Source organism: Parabacteroides sp. Y3-G-102 (assembly GCF_023656845.1).
Classification (GTDB): Bacteria; Bacteroidota; Bacteroidia; order Bacteroidales; family Tannerellaceae; genus Parabacteroides; species Parabacteroides distasonis.
In genome coordinates this window covers 26,929-52,358 of the sequence record NZ_JAMOKU010000004.1, presented here as the reverse complement: position 1 = coordinate 52,358, position 25,430 = coordinate 26,929, and the positions used below count along the sequence as shown (strand labels likewise).

The 25,430-nt window shown below is 48.6% G+C and carries 24 protein-coding genes and 2 tRNA genes; 6 read left to right on the top strand and 20 right to left on the bottom strand.

Annotated features, from left to right (window positions below; genetic code table 11):
- Positions 1-5 precede the first annotated feature (5 nt).
- Positions 6-1,847, top strand: a complete 1,842-nt coding sequence (locus NBH16_RS02935) for a hypothetical protein (RefSeq protein ID WP_057326276.1) — start codon at positions 6-8, stop codon at positions 1,845-1,847.
- A 101-nt stretch (positions 1,848-1,948) separates the two neighbouring features.
- Here NBH16_RS02935 and NBH16_RS02930 read toward each other — a convergent pair whose 3' ends face one another.
- From NBH16_RS02930 to NBH16_RS02910, 5 genes are read right to left on the bottom strand one after another with little or no spacing between them, the layout of a single operon-like run.
- Positions 1,949-2,563, bottom strand: coding sequence for an aminotransferase class IV family protein (locus tag NBH16_RS02930; protein WP_057326277.1), 615 nt, complete (start codon positions 2,561-2,563; stop codon positions 1,949-1,951).
- Positions 2,547-3,554: an aminodeoxychorismate synthase component I gene (locus NBH16_RS02925; RefSeq protein ID WP_048927335.1), complete on the bottom strand. Its 1,008-nt coding sequence runs from the start codon at positions 3,552-3,554 to the stop codon at positions 2,547-2,549. Before NBH16_RS02925 ends, NBH16_RS02930 begins: the two co-directional genes overlap by 17 nt.
- A complete protein-coding gene (locus NBH16_RS02920) occupies positions 3,554-4,429 on the bottom strand; it encodes a carbon-nitrogen hydrolase (protein WP_087342804.1) in 876 nt (291 codons plus the stop codon). Before NBH16_RS02920 ends, NBH16_RS02925 begins: the two co-directional genes overlap by 1 nt.
- Positions 4,430-4,448: 19 nt before the next feature.
- Positions 4,449-5,477: an agmatine deiminase family protein gene (locus NBH16_RS02915; protein ID WP_129984408.1), complete on the bottom strand. Its 1,029-nt coding sequence runs from the start codon at positions 5,475-5,477 to the stop codon at positions 4,449-4,451.
- On the bottom strand, positions 5,467-6,816 hold the full coding sequence (locus NBH16_RS02910) for an MATE family efflux transporter (protein ID WP_250788085.1): 1,350 nt from the start codon (positions 6,814-6,816) through the stop codon (positions 5,467-5,469). The genes NBH16_RS02915 and NBH16_RS02910 overlap by 11 nt, the downstream gene beginning before the upstream one ends.
- A 62-nt stretch (positions 6,817-6,878) precedes the next feature.
- Here NBH16_RS02910 and msrC point away from each other — a divergent pair, with 62 nt between their 5' ends.
- On the top strand, positions 6,879-7,355 hold the full coding sequence (gene msrC, locus NBH16_RS02905; RefSeq protein ID WP_005862159.1) for a free L-methionine (R)-S-oxide reductase MsrC: 477 nt from the start codon (positions 6,879-6,881) through the stop codon (positions 7,353-7,355).
- A gap of 151 nt (positions 7,356-7,506) precedes the next feature.
- On the opposite strand, the gene NBH16_RS02900 is transcribed toward msrC, so the two are convergent.
- The 9 genes from NBH16_RS02900 to NBH16_RS02860 form a co-directional block, all read right to left on the bottom strand.
- Positions 7,507-10,386 (bottom strand): PD-(D/E)XK nuclease family protein, encoded by a 2,880-nt coding sequence (locus NBH16_RS02900; protein ID WP_250788083.1) that lies wholly within the window; start codon positions 10,384-10,386, stop codon positions 7,507-7,509.
- A 69-nt stretch (positions 10,387-10,455) separates the two neighbouring features.
- On the bottom strand, positions 10,456-11,448 hold the full coding sequence (gene mgrA / locus NBH16_RS02895) for an L-glyceraldehyde 3-phosphate reductase (protein ID WP_250788081.1): 993 nt from the start codon (positions 11,446-11,448) through the stop codon (positions 10,456-10,458).
- A 22-nt stretch (positions 11,449-11,470) separates the two neighbouring features.
- Positions 11,471-13,003 carry a sulfatase gene (locus NBH16_RS02890; protein ID WP_196009411.1) on the bottom strand — a complete coding sequence of 511 codons (1,533 nt, stop codon included), beginning with the start codon at positions 13,001-13,003 and terminating at the stop codon, positions 11,471-11,473.
- A 181-nt stretch (positions 13,004-13,184) separates the two neighbouring features.
- On the bottom strand, positions 13,185-13,646 hold the full coding sequence (locus NBH16_RS02885) for a DUF4293 domain-containing protein (protein ID WP_196009412.1): 462 nt from the start codon (positions 13,644-13,646) through the stop codon (positions 13,185-13,187).
- Positions 13,647-13,722: 76 nt separating this feature from the next.
- Positions 13,723-14,055: a DNA-directed RNA polymerase subunit omega gene (locus NBH16_RS02880; protein ID WP_005856752.1), complete on the bottom strand. Its 333-nt coding sequence runs from the start codon at positions 14,053-14,055 to the stop codon at positions 13,723-13,725.
- Between the two features lie 24 nt (positions 14,056-14,079).
- Positions 14,080-14,889, bottom strand: coding sequence for an outer membrane protein assembly factor BamD (locus tag NBH16_RS02875; protein ID WP_005856750.1), 810 nt, complete (start codon positions 14,887-14,889; stop codon positions 14,080-14,082).
- A gap of 66 nt (positions 14,890-14,955) precedes the next feature.
- On the bottom strand, positions 14,956-15,381 hold the full coding sequence (locus tag NBH16_RS02870; protein ID WP_005856748.1) for an ACT domain-containing protein: 426 nt from the start codon (positions 15,379-15,381) through the stop codon (positions 14,956-14,958).
- A 20-nt stretch (positions 15,382-15,401) separates the two neighbouring features.
- Positions 15,402-16,703, bottom strand: a complete 1,302-nt coding sequence (locus tag NBH16_RS02865; protein WP_121961036.1) for a phenylacetate--CoA ligase family protein — start codon at positions 16,701-16,703, stop codon at positions 15,402-15,404.
- A 106-nt stretch (positions 16,704-16,809) separates the two neighbouring features.
- Positions 16,810-17,619 carry a 3-keto-disaccharide hydrolase gene (locus NBH16_RS02860; protein ID WP_005856744.1) on the bottom strand — a complete coding sequence of 270 codons (810 nt, stop codon included), beginning with the start codon at positions 17,617-17,619 and terminating at the stop codon, positions 16,810-16,812.
- Between the two features lie 112 nt (positions 17,620-17,731).
- Here NBH16_RS02860 and NBH16_RS02855 point away from each other — a divergent pair, with 112 nt between their 5' ends.
- Complete coding sequence (locus NBH16_RS02855; RefSeq protein ID WP_005856741.1) at positions 17,732-18,370, top strand: HAD family hydrolase; 639 nt, start codon at positions 17,732-17,734, stop codon at positions 18,368-18,370.
- A 256-nt stretch (positions 18,371-18,626) separates the two neighbouring features.
- Here NBH16_RS02855 and NBH16_RS02850 read toward each other — a convergent pair whose 3' ends face one another.
- The 6 genes from NBH16_RS02850 to NBH16_RS02825 form a co-directional block, all read right to left on the bottom strand.
- Complete coding sequence (locus NBH16_RS02850) at positions 18,627-19,109, bottom strand: porin family protein (protein ID WP_008772096.1); 483 nt, start codon at positions 19,107-19,109, stop codon at positions 18,627-18,629.
- A 43-nt stretch (positions 19,110-19,152) separates the two neighbouring features.
- Entirely contained in the window at positions 19,153-20,793 is a 1,641-nt protein-coding gene (locus tag NBH16_RS02845) for a dipeptidase (protein WP_008772095.1), read from the bottom strand.
- 12 nt (positions 20,794-20,805) lie between these two features.
- A complete protein-coding gene (gene nhaD / locus NBH16_RS02840; protein WP_005856736.1) occupies positions 20,806-22,215 on the bottom strand; it encodes a sodium:proton antiporter NhaD in 1,410 nt (469 codons plus the stop codon).
- A gap of 4 nt (positions 22,216-22,219) precedes the next feature.
- Positions 22,220-23,065 (bottom strand): deoxyribonuclease IV, encoded by an 846-nt coding sequence (gene nfo, locus NBH16_RS02835; RefSeq protein WP_057327723.1) that lies wholly within the window; start codon positions 23,063-23,065, stop codon positions 22,220-22,222.
- Positions 23,066-23,093: 28 nt separating this feature from the next.
- Entirely contained in the window at positions 23,094-23,570 is a 477-nt protein-coding gene (locus NBH16_RS02830) for a PaaI family thioesterase (protein WP_005856732.1), read from the bottom strand.
- A gap of 107 nt (positions 23,571-23,677) precedes the next feature.
- Positions 23,678-24,217, bottom strand: a complete 540-nt coding sequence (locus NBH16_RS02825; RefSeq protein WP_005856730.1) for a pyruvoyl-dependent arginine decarboxylase — start codon at positions 24,215-24,217, stop codon at positions 23,678-23,680.
- 196 nt (positions 24,218-24,413) lie between these two features.
- On the opposite strand from NBH16_RS02825, the gene NBH16_RS02820 reads away from it, so the two are divergent.
- The 3 genes from NBH16_RS02820 to NBH16_RS02810 all read left to right on the top strand — a co-directional run bounded on the left by NBH16_RS02820 (position 24,414) and on the right by NBH16_RS02810 (position 25,384).
- Positions 24,414-25,061 carry a superoxide dismutase gene (locus tag NBH16_RS02820; protein WP_005862137.1) on the top strand — a complete coding sequence of 216 codons (648 nt, stop codon included), beginning with the start codon at positions 24,414-24,416 and terminating at the stop codon, positions 25,059-25,061.
- Between the two features lie 147 nt (positions 25,062-25,208).
- Positions 25,209-25,282 (top strand) — tRNA-Thr (locus tag NBH16_RS02815).
- Positions 25,283-25,301: 19 nt separating this feature from the next.
- Positions 25,302-25,384, top strand: a tRNA-Tyr gene (locus NBH16_RS02810).
- Positions 25,385-25,430: the final 46 nt, after the last annotated feature.

Here is a 25,430-nt window from a genome sequence, read left to right as displayed (position 1 = left end):
TAGATATGAACAAGAGAAACACTATTAAACAACTTCTTCACCGCGGATGCCTACTTATGGGTATCAGCGCAATAACAAGTTCGGCCTTCGCATGGGATTTCGCCGAGCACCGTAAGATCGGCGACCGTGCCATGAGCCTTCTCCCGCGTTATCTGGTGGAAAACGGGATCTTCCCCAACGAGGCCGTCGCCGATAGCGCCTTGCTGCAAATCCTCAACATGTCGCATATGCCCGGCTCGAACGCCTACGCCATGAATGAGCTGACGCAGTTGCCGAATATCGTGACCTACGGTACGCTTTGCGGATTGGCCGGCGACCATGTGGAAAATCCCATGCTCTTGGAGACAGGCCTGCAGACCCATTTCTCCAAGACGAACCGTACGCTGGCTTTGGAGACACAAGCCATGAACGAGTTCCTCACCGGAGCCAACAGCAAGGAGCTGCTCGACATCAATCTGGCTTACGGTATCCTGGCGATCAAGGATCTCTCCCACTTCTACGCCTATGGCAAGGGATTGAACGAGCATCTGAAGATGATCGACCCCGAGCTGATCCGCCGCCTTCAACGCCCCTCGGAAGTAAACAAGGTCTTCGATAAATTAAATCAGTTGCCCTCCATGAGCAAGTATTTCTGCATCCACATCTTCGCCATCTATCTAGCACAAGAGGCAGGCAAAGAAATGTGTAAAGGAGATACGCAAATGGCGAGCAACCTTATGTTCTACGCCACGATGTACGAGGCTTTCGCCGAGCATTTCCTACAAGACTCCTTCGCCTCCGGACACCAAATGGTACGTAGGGGCTTCTCCGCCTCCGCCGTATCCAACAATAAGAGCCTGCACGATTTCTACAATACCATCCCCGTACAGACCGCTAACCTAAAAGGCGAGACATGGAGTGCTTACGGCGATAAACGTCTGAACCAAAACAGGATGGAGTACAACGAGGCCGATGATTACCGGCATATCCGGGTCACAGAGAAGCACCCTTATTCTTTGGAGAAAGGCGATAGCTACGAGCGGGAAACGAAGGTATTCTACCAAGTCGTGACTGCCACCTGCGAGTCTATCGTAGAAGTCTGGAAAGCTTACCAGAATGCTTTGGAAGGATCAGGCGAGAATATCTTGAACGAGATCCCTTCCGAACGAGACGACCTGCCCCAGTTCGTCTACGATCGTTTCCCGGTAATCAAGGATTTCCCGATCCCCTTCGGGACGGATCTGGATGACGTCCCCTTGGAAGCTTCTGTCGCCGACCGCAAGGATGAGCTACAGCTGATCGTACAAGAGCCTTTTACCCGCAACTTTATCCGGTCGAGGGTAGCCAACTCTTTCATGTTCCTGATCGGTACGCCGATCCATAGCAACCGAGACGGTGTCATGACGTATGGCGGTCGCTTGAACGTCAGCATGATCAATTGGCATAAGTTCGGGAAAGGGAAAGGCATGATCATGGAGCCGGGCGACATCGCTCATTGGGTATCCCCTACGATCTCCGGTTATTATATGCACGCCCCTTCCTCCTCCTACACGATCAAGAACTGGAACGTGAAGGCGGGCGCCAATTATAACATGGATATATTCGTTTCCCCGAAACGTTTCCTCGGCCTGTATAGTTATTTCGAGATGGGTATAGACCGCCGTAATGACGAGACCCGTTTCTTGGTAGCTCCCTCGGTCGGTATCCAGCTAGGTTCCCTGATCGGTGTCCATAATTTCAATATGCCGGGATGGTTACGCATTCCGTTGGGAATTATCCTCCCCTTGAAATTCGCCGTCACTTGCAATAAGGTGGCCGGCCGTCCGGTAGAATGGATCAGCAATATGGAGGTGGATATATTGTTCTAGGAAACACCTTGATTCATGCCTATATAGGTAAGAGGCCACACGGATATCGGTGTAACCCCTTACCTATATAGGCACAGGGCTACGCCGATACTCGCGTAGGGTCATACGTATATACGCGTGATCTCATCGATTTCACCGAACCCGATCAAGGCGTTAAACAGACGGATCCGGGTATACTTAGGCAGATCCCCTACCGGGATATCCCCGGCCTGTACCAAGCCTTTATCCAATAAGTAAGCACGCATCGTACCGCATAACAAAGGGCGTGCGGGAGTGATCCAAGAGGTGCCATTCCAAAGGGCGACATTACAAATGGAAGTATCGGTCAGCAAACCGTCACGGATTATCAAGATATCGTCATGTCCCGCTCGTTGGGCGAATAAATCATTTAGGCATTGACGATCCGTACTCTTATAGGAATAATCGATCTCATCGCATGTAACCAATCGCAAGGAATGAACCGGACGCATACGGTAAGGAACGTATTCTACCTTTAAGACCTCACGGGTATATTCCACCCGGCATTTGGTACGTTCTTGATGAGGCCCCGGATGAATATAACCCGCGAGATCAATTTCTTCTCTCGCTCCGAATAGCTCCCTGCGGGTACGGTTCATCCGGGCATTATGGTACGGAAGGTTATGTATCCGTCCCTTCTCGATACGGATCGTCTCCACAAACGGACTCCCAGATAAGGTCTCAATAGATGGGCACATATACTTTTTGTTTCATCTCGTTATACTCCGATCTCACCTCACTTTTAGAGGTGATTCCCCCACCGCTCTTGAAAATAAACGAACGGGGAGAGACTTGTTCCATAAAACGGATCATCACGGCGCTGTCTAAATCTTGGCCGTCAAAATACCCCATCACCCCCGTATAGAAGCCTCGCTCATAGGTTTCCGCCTCGGCGATGATCTCCAAGGTCTTTTTCTTGGGAGCGCCCGTGATGGAGCCGGCAGGCAAGAGGCTGAACAAAATCTCCCCGACATGGCCGTTCCATCCCTCCGGCAACCGGCCTCTTATCTCAGAACTGACCTGCAACAAACTTCCGTTATGCGTACGCAATTCATCGATATAACGATACCGGGGAACACAAACCTCGGAGGCTACGATACTCAAGTCATTCCGGATCAAATCCACGATCGTGGCATGCTCCGCCGCTTCCTTGGGATCATCGAGGATACGTCTCCGGGCATCGGGCAGCGTAGCGTCGATCGTACCTTTCATGGGATACGAATAGATGAGACCATCCCGCGTCCGCACGAATATCTCGGGCGAGAATACCACGAAACGATCCCGCATCCAAAGCTTATACATCGCCTTGGAATGGTAAAAGATATCTTTCAAGGAGAGGTTCGTATATACCGGAGTAGCGCATGTCAAGTTTACCAAATAAGAATTACCCGCATGGATATGCCGGGCAACGGTCTCGAATGAATGGGCATACTCCTCGAAAGAAACATACGAGGGTTGCCATTCAACAGGTTCTCCGGATATAAGATGAGAGGAATCCCGCAAGTTACATTCATGATTTGTATTCGTAAAGCCGTTCAAATCGTACAATAACTCGGAGGGAGCGATCTCTTTCGGACTCTCCACGTAGATCCGCTCTCGTTTATAATCAATGATAAAAAGGAAAGGCCGTCCCGCTTTCCCCATTTCGTTCATGCGGAAGACGGCCTCTTCTTGCGTGTATTCGGTCATTATACTAAAAATCGTTCTGTCAAACCACCAAACGCATCGATACGGCGATCTCGGAAGAAAGGCCACCAACGACGCACGTTCTCACCGCGAGTCTTGTCGATCTCTATCACACGTACCTCCTCTTCGTCATTCGGGAATACGGTTAATAGCTCACCTTGGGGACCGGCCACGAAACTGTTTCCCCAAAACCGGATACCGCCCGTTTGTCCCGAAGGGTCCGGCTCATGACCGGTACGATTTACGGAAATGACCGGGAGTCCGTTCGCCACGGCATGTCCCCGCTGTATGGTCACCCACGCACCCAGCTGACGGTCCTTCTCTTCCTGCGTATCGCTACTTTCCCAGCCGATAGCGGTCGGATAGATCAACATCTCGGCACCACGCATAGCCATCAAACGGGCTGCTTCCGGATACCATTGATCCCAGCAAACCAACACACCAAGACGCCCCACAGAGGTATCGATAGGCTCAAAGCCTAAATCACCGGGGGTAAAATAGAACTTCTCGTAATAAGCGGGGTCATCCGGGATATGCATCTTGCGGTATTTCCCGGCGATCGTACCGTCTTTCTCCAAGACGACGGCCGTGTTATGGTACAGGCCCGGGGCACGCTTCTCGAAAAGGGAAAGCACCAAGACGATACCCAATTCTTTCGCCAAGGCACCGAAGGTTTCCGTCGATGGGCCGGGGATCGTCTCCGCCAAGTCAAACATATTCGTATCTTCCGTCTGGCAGAAATACAGGCCGTTATGCAGTTCTTGTAAAACGACCAATTCCGCTCCCTCCCGGGCAGCTTTACGGATATTTACCTTTAGCTTCTCTATATTCGCCGCTCTATCAGCGGTATTCTTTTGTTGTATTAATCCTACTTTCATATTTAATTGGTTGTAGTTGTTATTCGATAAAGCCTTCTGGATACTGCATCGTTACACAATGCAGGGAACCGTGTTGCTTGATAAGCGGAAGGCAATTGATACCCACGATCTCACGGTCCGGGAACGCCTCCTGCAAAGCCGCTTTAGCGATCTCATCTTTCGGTGAGTCATAGAACGGAACCAATACGGCCCCATTCATGATCAAGAAATTAGCGTAGGTAGCGGGCAAGCGCTCCCCTTCCCATTCCACCTTATCGGCCATCGGAAGTGGAATCAGACGATAAGGCTCACCATTCGCCCTAGTAAACTCCTTGATCTCCTCTTCCATCGCCTTCAATTCCTCATAATGCTCGTCTTCCTCATCCTCGCAACGGACATAAGCGATCGTATCCTCGCTACAGAAACGGGCGAGCGTATCCACGTGGCTATCCGTATCGTCTCCGGCTAAATAACCACTGGTAATCCAAAGGATACGATCCAAGCCAAATACGTCTTTCAAATAACATTCCAATTCCTCCTGTTGCAAATACTCATTACGGTTTACGGATGCCAGACACTCAACGGTAGTCATCAACGTACCTTTCCCATCCGATTCGATACTACCGCCTTCCAGCACGAAAGGTTGCATATTAGCGGGCACCACCTCATCGGAGAAGGTCTTCATATGACAAAGATTACGGGTAATCAAATTATCATGATTGGCGGCGAACTTCATTCCCCAGCCATTGAACACGAAATCATAAAGCATGGGCGTTCCCTCATCGATGACGGAAATTCCCCCGTGATCCCGTGCCCACGTATCGTTCGTATCCATCTCACGAAAAATGATACGGTCGTAATCAACCTCACCCAATTGCTCACGTACGGCGGTCTCGTCCGGACAGACAATCAATAACTTCTCTCGCTTGATCACTTCCTTGGCGATAGCCACGAAGCAAGGAATCACCTCGTCCAATATCGGGGCCCAATCCGTATTCTCATGCGGCCACGTAAGCTGCACGGCACTTTGCGGATACCATTCCGCAGGTAATATCACGTTATGTTCCATATTTGAATTGTTTAAATTGTTTCACAAGCACGATCGCCGTCACGATCGCCGCCACCGTATCGGCGATAGGCATACTGATCCAGACACCGAGAGTTCCGAATAACGGGGGGAGGATGATTAAACAGGGTATCAAGAAAAGCATCTGCCGGGTCAAGGAGAGAAAGATCGCTTTCTTAGACATGCCGATGGAAAGGAAGAAGTTAGTCGCCACCATTTGGAAGCCCACGATCGGGAATACGGCGAAGACGATGTGCAGGCCATAAGAGGCGGCACTGATCAACTCCCCGTCACTCGTAAACATACGGACGATCCACGACGGCACCAACTGACATAGCAAGAACCCCAGCGTAGCCACTCCTACCGCCCAGCGCATCGTCAGACGGGTCACGTCCGTCACCCGGGAATAGAGTCGGGCACCATAATTATAACCGGCTATCGGTTGCATACCCTGATTAAATCCCATGATAATCATCACGAAAAGAAAAGCGATACGGTTCACGATACCATAAGCGCCAATCGCCATATCTCCCCCATGCTCTTTCAATCCCCGGTTGATAAGGATCACGATCAAGCAGGAACAAAGGTTCATCAAGAACGGAGATAAACCGATCGACAAGATGCCTTTCACGATCTCCGAGCGCAGCCTATAAATACCTTTCTTGAAATGAAGGAGTTGCTTCGGTCTCGAGAAATGGATCAACTGCCCGGTAAGCGAGATCACCTGTGAGATCACCGTCGCCCAAGCCGACCCTTTGATACCCCATCCAAACCCAAAGATAAACAACGGATTCAAGGCGCAATTGATAACAACCGACGCCAACGTAGCATACATCGCCATCTTCGGGAACCCAGAGGAGCGCAAGACCGCATTTAATCCCAAATACATATGCGTAACCACATTGCCATACAGAATAATCCGCATATAATCACGGGCATATGAGATCGTGTTCTCACTAGCACCGAAAAAGTACAGCACGGGATCAAGCAAGAACAAGAAAGCGATCGTGAAAGCGACACCCAGAACCACATTCAAGATCAACACATTCCCCAACACCTTATTCGCCCCCTCATAATCTTTCTGCCCCAGCTTCACGGCAACCAACGTAGAGGCACCGACTCCCACCAACGAACCGAAGGCGGCCGCCAAGTTCATCAACGGAAAGGTCAAGGCTAGGCCGGAAATCGCTAACGCCCCCACTCCATGGCCAATAAAAATACTATCGGCCATATTATATAAAGAAGAAGCTGTCATTGCGATAATCGCAGGAATCGCATATTGCGTAAGTAATTTACCGATAGGCTCGGTCCCTAATACCAATGGAGAATTTTGTTTTGTCATGCCGCAAAGATACGGATATTTCGATTTATTCTTTATATTCGCGACCTTATAATAGTTTAAATATGGCAGAGGAACTACGGATTAAAAACGGTGATAAACAGGAGATGTATGAGACATTGCTCCCGCAAATCGCCTCATTGGTAGGTAACGAGACCGACCTAATCGCTAACATGGCGAACATCGCCGCGGCACTCAAGCAGACTTTCGGTTTCTTTTGGGTAGGTTTCTACCGGGTCATAGACAATCAGTTGGTATTAGCGCCTTTTCAAGGCCCTATCGCCTGTACACGAATCAAATACGGAAAAGGGGTCTGCGGCACGGCCTGGAAGGAGACCCGTACGATCATCGTACCGGACGTAGACGCTTTCCCGGGACATATCGCTTGTAGCTCGGCGTCACGCTCTGAGATCGTAGTTCCCGTGATATGGGCGGATAAGGTAATCGCTGTCCTTGATATAGACAGTGATCAACCGGATAGTTTCGATGAGACTGATCAGATCTTTTTGGAAAAGATAGTGGAATTGCTTCCTCATCAGTAAGCCTCGCCTCAGTACTTCGCAAGAAGTACTGTAGTACTGCCTAAGAGGTACCGCAGTACTTTGTAAGGAGTACTCCAGTACTATCCGGAGAAATACCACAGTACTTTACAAGGAGTACTCCGGTACTCTCCCAGAAGTACCGGGACAAATGCTACTTACCGCAAATACCCTTGAACGGACAATAAGAGCAAGCCTTCCCCGTAGGGGTTTGCGTAAAGGGAATTTCTGGATTGAAGATCTCGTCCAAGCAGCCCCGCAACCCCTCCTCGAACGCTTGGGCATAACCGGAGAAATCCTCTACCTTCTCCGACTTCCCCCGTTCGATACGATGGTAGACAGATGGGTCGAACGGATCGGAGAAGAGGGAACGGACGTAATAAATGCCCGGTTGTATCGTCTTTCCCTTGTTCTCGGTGAAATGGGCGTACATCCAGCAATACATGAATACCTGCATCACGGCTTTCGCACGATCTTTCTCCTCCTTGTTGAATAGGCTCTCGATACTACTGAAAGTCGTAGTTCCGCTACCGCTCTTGTAATCGATGATACGGATAGCGTCGAGAACCTCGTCCACACGATCGATAAAGCCTTTCAACCGGATCTCGGAATGGTCGGAAAGGCTGATCAAGCCGTTTATCTTACGCTCGGACTCGATGTAAACGAAAGGGGTCAGCTTGCCGTCACGCTCCAAGATCTTCTCCACGTATTTACGGATCATCTCGCCGATCAGGTAGTTTTGTCCGGTAAGGGAGCGAACCACCTCTGTCTTGAAAAACTCGCTGGCGAAAGCCCGGGCGATAGCTCCGGTAAGCAAGGCCGTATCCTTACGGATCGCTTTCAGCAAATCCACGGTAACCATCTTCCCTTGGAACGGCTTGTAAAGTTCCTCCATCACCTTATGCAAGATACTTCCAAATACATCGCTCTCGATCGTCTCGCTCACCTCCTCTTCTTCTCGGATACCTTCCACGACGGAAAAATAGAATTTCAACGGGCAATCCAGATACGTATTGATAGCGCTCGCCGAGATCGCCTTGCTCCCCCCTTTCCGGTAAGCGTCTAAACGGCGCATGATATCCTCCCTTTTCGGCACGGCCAATGGCGGGGTCTTGGAGGAAGATACGTTATAGACCACCAATTTATCTCGCATCGGCACCTCATAATGATAATGCAACTGGTGGACAAAGCGACTTACCTCTCCCGTCTGCAATCCGTTGCTGCGGGTATCGTATAAAAGGCTCACGTGGCTGGCACGCTCTATCAAACGATAGAAATGGTAGGCCCATACGCTATCTTGATGCTCGTAGGTAGGCAACCCGAAACCTCTGCGTAGGTTATAAGGGATAAAGGAGTTCGCCGCTTTCCGCTGCGGGAAAATACCCTCGTTCATGGATAAGATAATCAGACGGTCGAAATCCAGGGCACGGGTCTCGAGCACACCCATAATCTGGAGGCCGGAAAGCGGCTCGCCGTGGAAAGGGATCGTGATCGTATCGGTTACCCGCTTCAATAGGCGGAAGAAGGTATCTATTTTCATCTCTATACGAGCGTCTTTCATTACCTCTTTCATGCGGTTTACCGTGGTGAAATAATGGAAGATGAACTCTTGCTCCAAATCGTTCGTCCGTAGGGTAGCGTCCTCCTCTTCTTCATCGGAAAGGGCGGACATAACCTTGTTCAGCTCTTCCAACACCTTGATCAGATAGTCCGAGAAGGCCTCCACCCCGGTCACCGGCGTGAACAGGATTTCTAGCAAAGGCGTTTTCTCTAACTCCGTATGCGAGATATAGATCTTGTTGTTCTCCGTGATCTCTTTCACCAAGGAGGAAATAATCTCCGGTGAGGTGGAGAGGATATAGCGATGGTTCAATACCGGCAGCACGTCACGGAAATAGAACAGCGGATTCCGGTCTATGTAGCGTACGTTCTTCTGCAACGCCAAGATATACTCGATCAACGAGGCGACCGGGGTTCCCGCCAAGGGATAACCCATCGTGACGTTGATACGCCGGATTTGCTCCGGAATGGCGTTCAGCACCGGGATCAGCAGATGTTCATCGGGCAAGATCACCGCCGTACGCAGGGCTTCTTCCGAACTCATCTCCGCTTCCTTGCACCAATCGCTCAACAGGGTGTAGACGTGCTTGGCCTGCCCGATACCGGAAGGGATGCCGATCACTTCGATCTCGGTCTTTACCTTCTCCTCGGAGGGTAATTTCATCGAGGAAGGGAAGCTCTTCAAGTTACGGGAGACGAAGTAAGAAGCCTTATTATCCGGATCGGTTACCTTATCGGATACATAATCCCAATAGAAATCCGCTATCTCCCGCTTCTGCAACTGGGCTAAGAAACGTTCTTCCGATACGGACAAGGCGTTCAAACCGACGAAGACAATTTGCTCGTAAGGTAAATCCGGAGACTCGCCCCGTTCCATGCTTTCCACGACCTCCCGGAAGATCATGCCCTCGTAACCTTTTCCCTCGGCGGCCATGGTCGCACGGAATTCCTCATAGAGATCGTATAGCACTTGCCAGACCGCCAAGAACTGTTGCTGGTTCGGCGTATCGCCCCGGGGATAAAAACTGGACCAGAAACTACGGATAGCGGCGATCTGCTCATCACTTAAGAAATCGAAATCATTCTCTATCTCCCGTAGGTCCGTCACGTTACTGAATAGCATGCGGGCATTTGCCATGTACTTATCAATATCGTCGAAGTCGTTGAGCAACATCTCGCCCCAATACAGGAATTCATCGAAAGTCTCAGTGGAACCGCTTTGGCGGATGTAGATGTCGTACAGGGTAAAAAGCATACTGATCCGGTCGGCGGATTGTTTTCCGCTCAACTGGATAAAGAGATCGTTGATCGTAAGGATTGTCGGAGAGAAAAGGGGGGTATCGGCTACCTCCGAGAGATATTTCTGGAAGAAAAGTCCCGTACGCCGGTTTGGGAAAACAAAGGCCAGACGACTGACCTCCGCTCCCCATTTCTCGTAAAAAAGAGACGCTACTTGATATAAGAACGGTTTCATTTATTCTAAAATTTGTACAGGCTGCGGAGACGGGGCACGCCCCGTCTCTACAATCGGATACGATTCACGTTATATTAAGATGTTCTCTATCTCCTGCAATTCTTCCCCGGAGAAAGAGATATTATCTAACGCTTTCAGGTTATCCATCAATTGGGCGACAGAGCTAGCGCCAATTAATACGCTAGTTACCCGTTCGTCCTTTAATAACCAAGCGAGCGCCATCTCCGCCAAGGTCTGTCCACGGCGGGCGGCTACCTCGTTTAGCTTACGGGCCTTTTCCAAGGCCTCCGGGGTAACTTGAGAGGTCTGCAAATGGCCGGTCGATTTCGCCGCACGAGAATTCTCCGGGATTCCACGCAAATACTTATCCGTAAGCAAGCCTTGCGCCAACGGCGAGAACGCTATCATACCCACACCCTCTTCCTTCAATACAGGCAATAAATCCGGTTCTGTCCAACGATCGAACATCGAATAGCGGGCTTGGTGAATCAGGCAAGGCACCTTATGTTCTTTCAGTACGACCAAGGCCTTACGGGTCTGGTCCGCGTCATAGTTGGAGATACCTACATACAAAGCCTTTCCTTGCCGGACGATATCAGCCAAGGCCCCCATCGTCTCCTCGATCGGAGTCTCCGGGTCCGGACGATGGGAGTAAAAGATATCCACGTATTCCAGTCCCATCCGTTTCAAGCTCTGATCCAAGCTAGCCATTAAATATTTACGGCTTCCCCAGTTCCCATACGGTCCCGGCCACATATCGTAGCCCGCCTTCGTAGAGATAATCATCTCATCCCGATAAGCGCCCAAGCCCTTCTTCAATATCCGGCCGAAATTCTCCTCCGCCGATCCGTAGGCCGGGCCATAATTATTCGCCAAGTCGAAATGAGTCACGCCATGATCGAATGCGGCGTGAGCGATCTGGATAAAATTACTGAACACATCCACACTACCAAAGTTGTGCCACAATCCCAAGGAAACGGCCGGCAATAAGATACCGCTCCGTCCGCACCGCCGATATACCATATCCGCATAGCGATTCTCTTCCGCTTTGTAAAACTCCATATGCTCTTTCTTTTTTTAATTATTATATCTCATCCGGCCAAGGAACCGGTTTACCTGTCGCCTTAAACGACGGACGTTGCCCGTCCACTTTCCGTAAATACGTACCCAATTCCCCGGACAGACGCTTTACGATATCGGGATGCTGCCTTGCCACGTCATTATGTTCCCCTATATCCTCCGGGATATTAAACAATTCCTTCTTCCCCGTCTCGTAATAATAGATCAGTTTCCAGTCTCCATTACGGACCGAGCAAGTCGGACCGATTCCCGGCCCGTCATTACCCCATATATTCGGGCAGTTCCAGAATAAGCTACGTCCCACGGAAGGATCTCCCGTACCTTTTAATAAAGGCATGAAACTGACGCCATCTATCGGCTGTACGGTCTTATACCCCTTTATGCCTGCCATCTCCAAGATAGTAGGATAGAAATCCTCGATAATCAAGTATTTATCACATTTGCTTCCCGGCTTCACCACCCCCGGCCAACGCACGATCATAGGCTCACGGACTCCTCCCTCATAGGCGGAGCCTTTACCACTGTTCAAGGGATAGTTTTGCGTATGGATCTCGCCGTCACGCCATCCGGGCTCGCTGGAAAGACCACCGTTATCGCTCATGAAGATCACGATCGTGTTATCCGCCTCGCCATTCTTCTCCAACCAGTCCATCAAATCGCCCAGACTCTTATCCATACCCTCTATCAAGGCAGCGTAAGCCGCCTCTTTAGCCGTTAACCCCCTATCGATATATTTCTGGTAGAAACGCTTGTCCTTATCAATCGGGATATGGATCGCATAATGTGACATATATAGGTAAAACGGCTGGTTATATTTCTTAGCCTTGTCCAACGCCTTGATCGCCTCCTGCGTTAGAGCCTCCGTAGCGAAGGTGTCGCTTCCCCAATACTTTTCCAATCCGGGGATAGCGTTCGGAGCGTAAGGTTTACCATCCTTGGTATGCCCGTAATTATTCTCGCCGAGGTAACTGGCGAGACCTCCAGCGGCATGCCCGGCTATATTGACCTCGAATCCCCAATGATGCGGGTCCTCCCCCGGGGTATCGATCGCCCCGAAATGCGCCTTGCCGCAATGGATCGTATGATATCCGTTATTCTTCAATATCTGCACGAATGAAGTACCCACAAACGTATTATTCGTCCCGCCCACTTGGGCCACGCCGTTATAATTCCAATCCGGCAGGGTAAGCACATCACTCTCCCGGTCGGTCGTCTTATCCTTAAAAAGTGTCCAGTTCGTAACCCGGTGACGGGCGGCGTTCGTCCCCGTGATCAAGCTGCAACGGGTAGGCGAGCTGATACTGCTAGCGTAGGCTTGGGTAAACATCATACCCTCTTTCGCCAATCGTTCCATGTTCGGGGTCTCATATACTTCATTATAATGCGTCTTTTGAGTCCAGAAAGGCAAGGACGTATCCTCCCATCCCATATCATCCACCAAGAACAAGATGATATTCGGGGGACGACTGGCATTCTGGGCGTTCGCTACCGCCGATACCGACAATAAAGCGATGGGGATAAGCTGAGTCTTCTTCATGATTGGCAACGGATATTTGTATTCTACGAAAGTAGATATATTTCACCGAAAAACAATATTGTTTCATATACAAAATAATATTGTCTTATGTATTATACTTTTCCGGACATAAAATAAGGGGCCCTTGACAAAAAGAGTCCCTTACCTAATATCTTATACCCAATGATTTATCTGGAAAGCCTTAACGCAAACGATCCAAGGAACGTACCAGCGCCTCATCGGCCCCGATATTACGGATCGCCAGATAATCCAAGATCAGATTGACCAACGGGAAGGAAAGAGCGATCTTAACACTTACGCTGGCACCTTTCATATCCCCCTTCAAGGAATAGATCAAGAAGGCGAAGAAACCATAAAAGCCCAATATCAGCAATGCGTTGAACACGCAAAGACGGATTTGCAGGATTCTTTTCTTATATAAGAAGATCGTCACCAAGGCAATGATAGCGATGATAGCGGTCAAGGCAAATAAGCCCCACGCCGGGTATAGTAATTCCGGCTCACCGATCATCGTGCTCAACCCGCTAGCATCGAACGAGAAGAGAGCGTCTCCTTGTTGCAACACGGCCAACGGCAAGAATAAGGTAGCGACCGTAAGCGCCACGATAATTAGCAGGTAAACAGTTTGTATTCTTTGTAACATGGTAATTAGTTCGTTTTAAATGGAAAGGCCGACTCATTTGAGGGTCAGCCTTTCCGATGTTCAAAAATATTTCTTCTTAGAAGTTATTCTTCTCTTTAGCAGGATTCTTGTAATAAACCTTGCCATCCTCGTACTCTTGAGCGGCGATCAACGTTGATTTCGGAAGTTTCTCATAGTAGCGTGAAATCTCGATCTGCTCACGGTTTTCAAAGACTTCCTCCAAGTTGTCATTGTAAGAAGCGAACTCTTGAAGTTTCTTTTCCAGATCTTGTTTCATCTCAACACTAATCTGATTCGCCCGTTTTGAAATGATAGCGACTGTCTCATATACGTTACCCGTTTCTTCACTTAACTTCATCATGTCACGGGTTACCGTATTGGTAGGAGCGTTTGATTTTCTGTAATCCATTTTCGTTTTATTGATTAAATTCGCTTAATATGCATCTGTAATTCGCTTGCTGGCATAGTCGTAGAACTTCGTTACCTGCTTTACGTAGTTACCTTCCGGATACTCGTTCATGTAGTTGTAATATTCGTCAACCACATCCCGGTAACGGCCCTGCAACTTCTCCTCTACGGATACTAGCGCCAACTCGTACTTCGCACGGATGATAAGGAACATGAATTCCTCACGATACTTGGAATACGGGTAATTCTTCAAGGCGTTCTGCGCCGTGATCACGCAAGACTGGAAGTTATTCCCCATATAGGTACCTAGATTGAAATACAAGCGGGTGGCCATCAATTCCTTGTAAGCCAACTTCTCCTGAAGCTCGAACATGATGTTCTGCGCTTCCTCGGCCCGTTCACTTTGCGGATAATACTCCAAATAAAGTTGCAACTGCTCGATCGCCTTATACGTCTGCGACTGGTCTAACCGGGGATCCGGAGAGTCCAGATACAAACCATAACCGGAATAGAAACGGGATAATTCCGTAAACTCCCCTTTCGGATAGGTCGTATAATAGGTCTCGAAGTATTGCGAAGCCGTCTGATAATCTTTCTGACCGTAATAGCTTTGCGCCAACAAGTACAAGGACTCCTCGGCATAAGCTGTTCCTTTAAAGATTGTAACCAGTTCATCCAGCAGAGTAGCGGATTTCGAGTATTGCTTCGCGTTGAAGTATTTCTTCGCGTACGAATATTTCAATTCGTAATCCGTGCTCTTCAGTATCTTATTATACTCTCCACAAGAGGATAATAGTACTGTCATCATCATCAGTAAAAATACAACCTTTTTCATTCACATACTTTTAGCGTGCAAAATTAGTGCTTTTAGGCGAATAAATGAAACCCAAAACGTTAATATTTACAACTTATATAAATCGCTAGCAGCGATCAATTCCAATTTATTCGCTTTCAAAACCTCCGCGCACTTATTGACATCGTCCGGACGGATGATCACGTTAGCAGCGTCGCCTTGAGAAAAAGCGTACATATATTCAATGAAGATCCCGGCCGAGGTAATGATATCCATCGCCTTTGCCAAGGCTCCCGGCTGGTTGGGACAATGCAAGCATACCACGTCGGCCACGCTTACAGCGTATAACTTTTCACGAAGCACGGATATCGCTTTCTCCGTATCGGATACGATTAGGCGAAGGATACCGAAATCGGAATTCTCGGCTACCGTGAAAGCGGACATATTGACCCCTGCCTCCCCTAATATCTTGGCGACTTCCGTAAAACGGCCTTTCTTGTTTTCCAGAAAGATTGATAATTGTTTTATTAACATAGTACTTAATCTTTTAGAGGTTATACTAACTTACGTTTATCGATCACGTGTTTTGCCTTACCCATACTACGTTCAATACTACGCGGCTCCACGATCTTGATGTCCGGTTGCAAACCGATCACGCTCTGCATGCGGGCGGCGATCTTCTTTTTCAAGGCGATCATCTTGTTCATCTCGTCCGAGTAGTATTCTTGGCGAACCTCCACCTGTATCTGGAAAGTATCGGTATTGTTCATACGATCCACCACGATCAGGTAATGCGCCTCGAACTCCGGCAGCTCCAAAATTACGGATTCTACCTGAGACGGGAAAACATTTACGCCACGAATAATCAACATATCGTCACTTCTACCTAAAATACGTCCCATACGAACCGCCGTACGTCCACAGGCGCACTTCTCGTAAGTCAGCGAGGTCAAATCACGTGTACGGTAACGAAGCATCGGCATACCCTCCTTCGTAAGCGTGGTGAAGACCAACTCTCCTACTTGTCCCGGTTCCACCGGTTGTAAGGTATTCGGGTCCACGATCTCCGGGAAGAAATGGTCTTCCCACAGGTGGGTACCGTTCTGGCACTCACACTCGCCTCCAACGCCCGGACCGCAGATTTCCGTCAAGCCATAGATATCGTAAGCCTTGATATTTAGTTTCGTCTCTAATTCCTTACGCATATTCTCCGTCCAAGGCTCGGCACCGAATGCCCCGACACGCAGTTGGAACTCCTCCAAGGGTATGCCGGACTGGTGGATGGTCTCCGCCAGATACAAGGCGTACGAGGGCGTACAAGCCAAGCCCTTTGCGCCGAAGTCGTGCATCAACTGGATTTGTTTCTGGGTGTTACCGCTACTCATCGGGATCACTGTACCACCGATATTCTCCACGCCGCAATGGGCGCCCAGACCTCCGGTGAACATTCCGTAGCCGTAGGATACTTGCACGGAGTCGTTCCTTGTCAAACCGTAGGCGGTCAGGCAGCGAGCCACTACCTCGGCCCAGATACCCAAGTCCTTACGGGTATATCCCACGACGATAGGCTTACCTGTCGTACCGGAAGAGGCATGCAGACGGACAATCTCGGACATCGGCACGGCCATCAAGCCGAAAGGATAATTATCACGCAAGTCTTGTTTTACCGTGAACGGTAATTTCGTTATATCATCTATTGTCTGTACATCGTCGGGAGTAATGCCCATCTCCTGCATTTTCTTACGATAAAACGGGGAGTTATGGTAAGCATGTTCAACAACTCTTTTCAACCGTAGGCTCTGTAGTTTCCGCATTTCCTCACGGTCCATACATTCAATAGTTTCGTTCCAAATCATGGTATTTGTCTGTTATCTTTTAAAGTTAGTAGTCTAAATCCGCCGCAAAGTAACAACTTTTTTTAAATCGGCACCCTTTTGTTACGAAAAATTAGTCACGAGGCGATCATTTCAACTCCTTCACCTTGATATTGCGGAACGCTACCTCATCCCCATGATCCTGCAAAAGGATGTGTCCTTTCGGAGCCTCGCCGAAAGCACCACCCGCATTATAAGATGGATCAGCGTATTTACTGCCCTTCACCAAATCACGGAACTCCTTGCTGCCACGCTCGTACTCCAATACCTTCACACCATTCAGCCAGTGCTCTACGTGGTTGTTCGGGAATACCTTCACCACGGCCGTATTCCACTCTCCTACGCCGTTGAAATGGATGTTCTCGCTTTTCTTCAGATCATACAAGCTTCCAAGGGTACGACTACCGGGGAAAGTCGTGTAAAGCTTGGCATCCGGGTGCTTAGCGTCATCCAATAGCTGGAACTCCAAGCCGTAAGCGGAGCCTTTTTGCTTCTCTTGCTCGGTCACGAAGTATTTAATACCGCTGTTGGCCCCTTCGGTGATCTTAAAATCCACGCTGAACTCAAAGGCGGAATATTCACCCTCCGTAACGATATCGCCTCCGTTCGTAGACTCGCTACCGTCGGATTTCTGCACGATCAATTCGCCATCTTTCACCATCCATCCGTGATCCGGGAAAGCGTCTTTGTGCGCTCCACGCCAGCCTTTCGTTGTCTTACCATCAAAAAGGAGCGCCCAACCCTCGGCTTTCTCTTGGTCGGTCAATTGATTGATCGCCGGTGTAATTACGGCCATCGGTACTACCTTAGCTGTCTCTTCCGTACTTTGCGTGTTTTTTCCACCGCAGGCGCAAAGGATCATAGCGCTCATGGCGGTACAAATTACTAGTGTCTTCATGTCTTATTTATTTTTAATGTATATAATCAAGCAATGTGTGCGTCCACAAAGATAATCGATTTCATAAAAAATAGACGTATCTTCGCGATATAAATATTAAATGATTATTTATATGAAACAACTAAAGACCGCCTTGTTCGATTTTGACGGCGTAGTAGTAGATACGGAACCTATTTACGATTTATTCTGGAACGATGCCGCTAAACGTTATGGCTTAGGTATCGATAATTTCGCTGATATTATAAAGGGTACGACCCTACCGTATATTCTGGAGAAGTATTTTTCCGGATATACGGAGGAGTTCCGCCAAATGGTGACCAAAGAATCTACAGAGTATGAGAAGACGATGCCCTTGCCTCCCATGCCCGGCTCCATCGAGTTCATCCGTATGCTGAAGGAGCACGGCGTACAGATAGGCTTGGTTACCAGCTCGGATAACGCGAAGGTGAAACGGGCTTTCGGGCTTCTACATCTGGACAATCTATTCGATACCCTAGTGACCGCCGACCGCATCACGCAAGGTAAGCCCGATCCGATGTGTTATCTATTGGCGGCGAAAGACTTGAACGTATCTCCCGAGGATTGTATCGTATTCGAGGATTCTTTCAACGGCATACAGTCCGGGAAGGACGCAGGGATGCGTGTCATCGGGTTAAGTACGACGAATCCGGCGGAATCTTTAAGAGATAAAGTATATGAGGTAATCCCCAATTTCGAGAAAGTCACGTTCGAGGATTATTTGAGATGGTAAGCAATCGAGAAAAAGGAAATGATTATTTCCTTCATTCCTTCACCTACCCCTTTACACACACCCACACACATGTATGCGTACATTAATAATACGCGTATGCGTATACGTGCGTGTGTGTGTAGGAGCCGGTGAAGGAATGAAGGAATAAAGGAAACGCCTGTACCGTCAATGGGCTACACCAGTATCGGCGAGAGCCGGAAGCAGTACTGGTGTAACCCCACGGCAGTACTGCCGTGGGGCTGTGACTATATTGGGATCAGAAACTATATCCTACGCGAACACCCAGCATGGCCTGATCGAAATCCTTGATGATATTATACTTCACCTCCAATCCTATCGAAAGATTGTCGGTAGCATAAACCTCACCGCCTAAACCGATATTGGCTCCCAGACGAGTCTCGTTATGAGAAAGGCCATGGCCCGCATCCCAATTCCAAAAGGACAGACTAAGCCCCGCTAATGGATAAAAACCGAACATCTCACTTAACTTCACTACATAATGAGCATTCAAGTCGATCGCCCAAGTGCTGTGATTATCATTCTTTACGAAATAAGTAAGAGAGGGGCTCAAACGTACCGCATCCGTGATACAATAGCGGTAATCAACTCCTAACGTGGCATTCTTCGAATCGAATCCATAACCGATGTTAAATCCCACGGCAGATTGTCCTTGCTGCGTCTGCGCATAAGCTCCCAGACTAAAGACTGCTAACATCAGCATCATTACAAACTTTTTCATACGCTTTCTTTCGTTTAGTTCAACATTAGATTATTATTGGTATTTATTTTACTTTCAGTCGATCGCCGGCACTCTTCACGATGCTACGGTAATAGTCCTCGTCATATCCGGGAAAATCGGGAGACGCAGGCTGGCCGTACGGATTACGCTTGAACTGTCCGTTCACCTCTTTCTTCACGTTTCCATCGATGTATTTTACCAGCAAATACTCACCCAATTGCTTCCAGCGGGCGGTAGCGGAGTCTGAATTAGTCGTGCTATACCACGTTAAGAACTTGACAGCCTCCGCCGGGTCCTTGGCATACAACTCCTGAGCCGCCTTATCGATAGCCGGTACGGTCTCTTGATAACCATTCTCCAACTCCTGCTGTACCTTACGGATATCCTGAATCATGAAGCTATATTTGTGGTAAGCCATATTAGCCACCCAGTTATGAATCCAGAAAGCGGAAGTCCAAGAGAAGTTCAGCAAATCGCCGTTTCCCACCCGATAGCACTCCGGAACATCCGTTACCGACGCATATACAGGAGTGAAGACCGCCATATCAGCGTCGTCCACGGCAAACCACAAGATACCACCGATAGCGTCCGGCAACCAGTTACGCATTTGTGGAACAATCACGAAGCCCGTTTGTTGCGTCGCTATGGCACGTTCATTCGTATATTCCTGCCCGTCTACCTCGAACGTCATCGGCCGCCAGCGGTAAGGAACCTTATACGAGCCGGCACCGGCATCTTTCGTCATATCCAGATCCGTTCCCTCGTAATGGTCGCGCATGCCATTCTGTACGTCTTGAACGGAAAGCTTACGATTCGGCTTCACATACAGAGGCATCGGCTCCTTGGAAGGATCACCCTTGATAAAATCCATATACTGATCCATCGTGGTATCATATTTACGGAAGAAAGACCATACACGAGCCTCGCATCCACGCAAGGCGCTGAAATCATACGGGCAATAAGCCTTGGCGAAACTGAAATCAGCGTCCTTTCCCTTGAAATATCCTTTCTCACGGGCGAAAGAAACCACATCCGGCGAGTACATGCAATTCTCCTTATCGTCAAACGGTATCTGCTGGATACGGGACTGGTTGGCATGCGCCGAGATACAATCGTCCGGGATGCGGATCGCTACCCAAACGGCACCTTTGTTACCCGGTCCCTTGCCGATCATCTCCATCACCCAAGCCTCGTTCTTATCGGCGATAGAGAACGTCTCGCCACTGCTGTAATAGCCATATTCCTTTACTAAGTCCGTCATGACCTTGATCGCTTCACGAGCCGACTTGGAACGTTGCAAAGCGATGTAGATCAAGCTACCGTAATCCATGATACCCGTCGTATCCACCAATTCATGGCGTCCTCCGAACGTACTCTCCGTGATAGCCACCTGATGCTCGTTCATGTTACCCACTACGGAATAGGTCTTCTCCACTTGGGCGATCTTGCCCAGCGGTTTCCCCGTATCCCATTCCTTCACTTCCAACATGGCGCCCTTCGGCCATGTAGCGGCGGGCCAACGATACATCTCCCCATACAGGGAATGCGAGTCCGCCGCATAACTAATCATTACCGAACCGTCTGTCGAAGCCTTCTTGCCCACCAGCAAACCGGTACAGGCGATAGCCTCCACCCCGGATAACAGGGCGGCGCAAGCGGTTAATAAAATCCAACTCTTCTTCATATAAATAAAGTTTTAAGCAAATAAAAGCATATATACACCGGCGCCGCAACAATAGCCGATCAACGCCAAGATAGAGAACCGTTTCGTATAATACATAAAATCGATCTTCTCCAATCCCATTACCGTAACGCCCGTAGCCGATCCGATGATCAAGATGCTACCACCCGTCACGGCGCAATAAGCCAAGAAGGTCCAGAAACCACCGTCCGATACGAAGAACTGGGCATAAGGCGATAAGTCGGCCACCTGCTCCACGATCGGGTACATACCCATCGTAGCAGCTACCAAGGCTACGTTATCCACGCAGGAGGACAAGGCACCGATCACGAAGCTGATCAGATACGGCTCATGCACATGCTTATCCAAGAAAGCGGACATGATCCCTAGCTGCCCGGAAGTCTCCAATGCTCCCACGGCCATCAAGATCCCCAAGAAAAAGAAGATCGTAGCCAAATCGATATTCGGCAACAATTGGGAAATACGGAGTTTCTGGGACTCATGCATATGCAGCTTGCTATACATCAAATCCGTATAGAACCAAAGGATCACCAATCCCAGCAAGACGCCCAAGAACGGCGGCAAGTTCGTCACCATCTGGAAGACAGGCACCAACGCCAAGGAAAGCACGCCGATCACAAAGATCATCCGACGTGAGCGGTTCGGTATCTCTGGTATGTACTCGTCGCCTTGCTCCTCCTCGCTCAACACACGCAAGGTAGATCCTTTCTTGAACAACCAGAAATGGGCGATCGTCAACGGCACCAACATATTAACCAAAGCGGGGATAAATACGTGAGAGATCTGGTGCATCGCCGAGATATTCTTTCCGACCCAAAGCAAGATGGTCGTCACATCACCAATCGGCGACCATGAGCCACCGGCGTTCGCCGCTATAATCACCATACAGGCATATTTCAAACGATCCGTACGATCCGGTACCAGCTTACGCAACACCGCCATGATCACGATAGCGGCTGCCAAGTTATCCAACAAGGCGGAGAAGAAAAAAGTAGCGAAACTTATATACCACAACAGCTTACGTTTATTCGGCGTACGGATATACCCGGTCACGGCCCTAAAACCACCATGCTTATCCACGATATCCACGATCAACATGGAACACATCACGAAGAAAAGCGTCTCGGAGACGTTTCCTAAATGATAAACAATCGCACGGTTCGATATAAAATTAATAAATTGCTCATGCGGGGGCAAGCTGGCCATCTCCGGGTTCTGGGTCAAGAACTCTTGAAAGATCGTACTAGAGCGTTCGACGAAAATATTGTAGGCATCGAACATCAATATCATCCACATAGAGATAGCCATGAACAACGCTATGGCCGCTTTATTTATTTTGATCTTATCCTCCAAGGCAATAGCGAGGATTCCTAAGACAAAAATGACAGGCATTAAAATGAACATATAATCAAGATTTTAATTGTTTATATAGAAGCTGTATCTCCTCCGGCCAAAGCGCCTCGTCCGGGGTCTCTAGGATTAAGGGCATATTGTCGAAACGGGGGTCCGCCATGATCATGCGGAAGGTATCAAGGCCCATCAAGCCTTTACCGATACTCTCGTGCCGGTCCACACGTGATCCCTGCTCCTTTTTAGAATCGTTCAAGTGCATCCCCCTTAAATAAGAAAAGCCGACCACCTCGTCGAAATGACGGAATGTCTCGGAAAATCCCTCCGGTGTCTTTATATCGTAACCGGCGGCAAGCGTGTGCGCCGTATCGAGGCATACTCCCACCCGGCTCTTATCCTCTACCTCGTTTATAATATAGGCGATCTGCTCGAAGGTATATCCCAAGTTCGAGCCTTGCCCCGCCGTATTCTCTATCACGGCACATACGCCACTCGTCTGAGCCAACGTGATATTGATCGACTCGGCGATGCGAGACAGGCAGGTATCCACCTCCATCTTCCCCAAATGGCTTCCGGGATGGAAATTCAGCATTTTCAGTCCCAGTTGCTCGCAGCGTGTCATCTCGTCCAGAAAAGCGTCACGGGATTTCTGCAATCCCTCGGCGTCCGGGTTCCCCAGATTGATCAAATAGCTATCGTGCGGCAAGATACATCCCGGATCGTAACCGTACGCTTCACACCGCTCCTTAAATAAATGGATACTGTCCGCCTTCAACGGCTGCGACTTCCATTGCCTCTGATTCCGGGTGAAAAGGGCAAAAGCCTTCGCACCGATCTCATGGGCATTAACGGGGGCATTCTCAACCCCACCGACCGCACTCACGTGAGCCCCAACATACTTCATAATAACCTAACTTTTCTTTTTATTTATACTAATGTTCATCCTCAGTCTTACACCCACAAAAACCAAACTCCTCCATCGCACGTTCTTGCGGGGTGATGAAATAAACCATCTCGGCACGGGTACACAACTCATTCGCCGAGTTATAGATCTCGGTCTCTATGAAGATGGCGTTCCGTTTCCGGTCTGTCATCCGTCCCCGTATCGTCAGCTGGGGCTCGTCCGTAGAGATACTCTTCATAAACTTGGCGTCGAGGCGTGAAGTCACCCCGGAGGTCTGCAACTTCCGCAAGACCACCCAGCCGGCCAACTCATCCATCAGCGTAGTCTGTATACCTCCGTGCAACGTACGCAGCCATCCTTGGTAAGTACCTTGAGGCTTCCAGAACGCCACGATATCGTCACCATCCTCAAAAAACTCCATATGCAGCCCCAGCGGATTGTTCGGAGCGCAACCGAAACACATATAACCGTCCAGCCCTTCCCACGGATTAATTATCTTTTTCATATCACGAAAACAATATTTATATGTTTTTTGTTGCTCAAAGTTAACAAAAAAGCCGGCTCTTGAAAGGAACCGGCTCTATAAATATCACAAAAAATACTCAACACGGCTTATTCCTCGATCTCCGGTTGAAGGAAATCCACGAAGCAAAGGGCGGCCAACGCCGTTCCATAGCGTTTCTCGATCGTGATTCCCTCGGTGATAAAGTTAAGCTCTCCAAGATAATACTTCCCATACGTCTTCTGATGAAGATCGTTGATAACACGGATCAGACGAGACTCAAGCTCCTCGATACGGTAACGTCCGCTGACCTCACACACAAGGCCACCAACCTTCTCATCAAAGTTCTCATCCTTATACATCCATGCGTAAACCACACCAGCAGACACGAACTCATCCTGATATCCATGGGATACAGCCATGATCGTTTTCATTTCCGAACCAAATGGAGGAAGGTCTAGTTCATCCATGGTTGCCAGATGTGCCGTAGCGGGTATCACTGACGAATACGTCATGATATTAAAATCAGAGATACCGGCGTCATAAAGAGCCATGTGGTAAGAACCAGCGTGTTTCTCCAAGTCTGATTCGCCACTTCCTTTTGTAATAAAAAAGGTGTTTGGAATTAAATTCCCAACTTTCTTTACCATCTACAAATATGTTTTACTAATTAATAAAAGCTTAAGAGCGCACAAAAATAGAAACTTTCGCGATATATAACGCATAGTTTTCCCTATAAAACTTTAGCCGCAAACATATTTTCACTAAAAAATCATCACCGAACCCAGAACTTTCATCCCCTCGGCTCTGTTTATATAGTAAATCAACATAAAAAACTAGAAGACAATGCTTACATTATGTTTAAGTTTATTATTAATGATCACAAATAGTCAAATAACAGATAAAAAAGAAGAAGTTATGAAATTCGAGTTAATCCAGTTACCGTACGCAAACGACGGTTTAGAACCAGTTATCAGCAAACAAACAATTGATTTCCATTACGGAAAACATTTATTGAACTATGTAAATACCCTTAATAAGCTGATTGAGGGCACGAAATTCGAGAACGCTCCGCTGGAGCAGATCGTTCGTGAGTCTGACGGAGCCATTTTCAACAATGCCGGCCAAGTATTGAATCACAATCTATATTTTACCCAATTCTCCCCGAACGGAGGTGGCGAGCCTACGGGTAAGCTAGCCGAGGCTATCAAGTCTACGTGGGGATCGTTCGAGAACTTCCAGAAAGAGTTCGTGGCTGCCGGTACAGGCTTGTTCGGCTCAGGATGGGTATGGTTGGCTAAAGATAAAGACGGCAAACTTTCAATTACCAAAGAACCCAACGGTAGTAACCCGGTCGTTAAGGGATTGACTCCGATCATGGGATTCGATGTATGGGAGCATTCTTACTATCTGGATTACCAGAACCGCCGTGCGGATCATTTGAACGCATTGTGGGGGATTATCGACTGGGAAACCGTTGGTAAGAGATATTGATTTAATTTGATGTAAGTTACGTGTAGAGAAGAGCCGCCCGAGAGTTTTCCCGGACGGTTTTTTTCGTTCCCTTTTGAAAAAAATGCCTCCAGCTATTGCATCGTAAGATATTATTACTACCTTTGCACCCGCAAACAAATAACAGATGCCTCTTTAGCTCAGTTGGCCAGAGCACGTGATTTGTAATCTCGGGGTCGTTGGTTCGAATCCGACAAGAGGCTCAAGAAAACATATTGGAATGGGCAGTTACCAGAGTGGCCAAATGGGGCTGACTGTAACTCAGCTGGCTTTCGCCTTCGGTGGTTCGAATCCATCACTGCCCACGAATAAAAAGGACTCTAAGAAGAGTCCTTTTTTGTTTCTATCCAT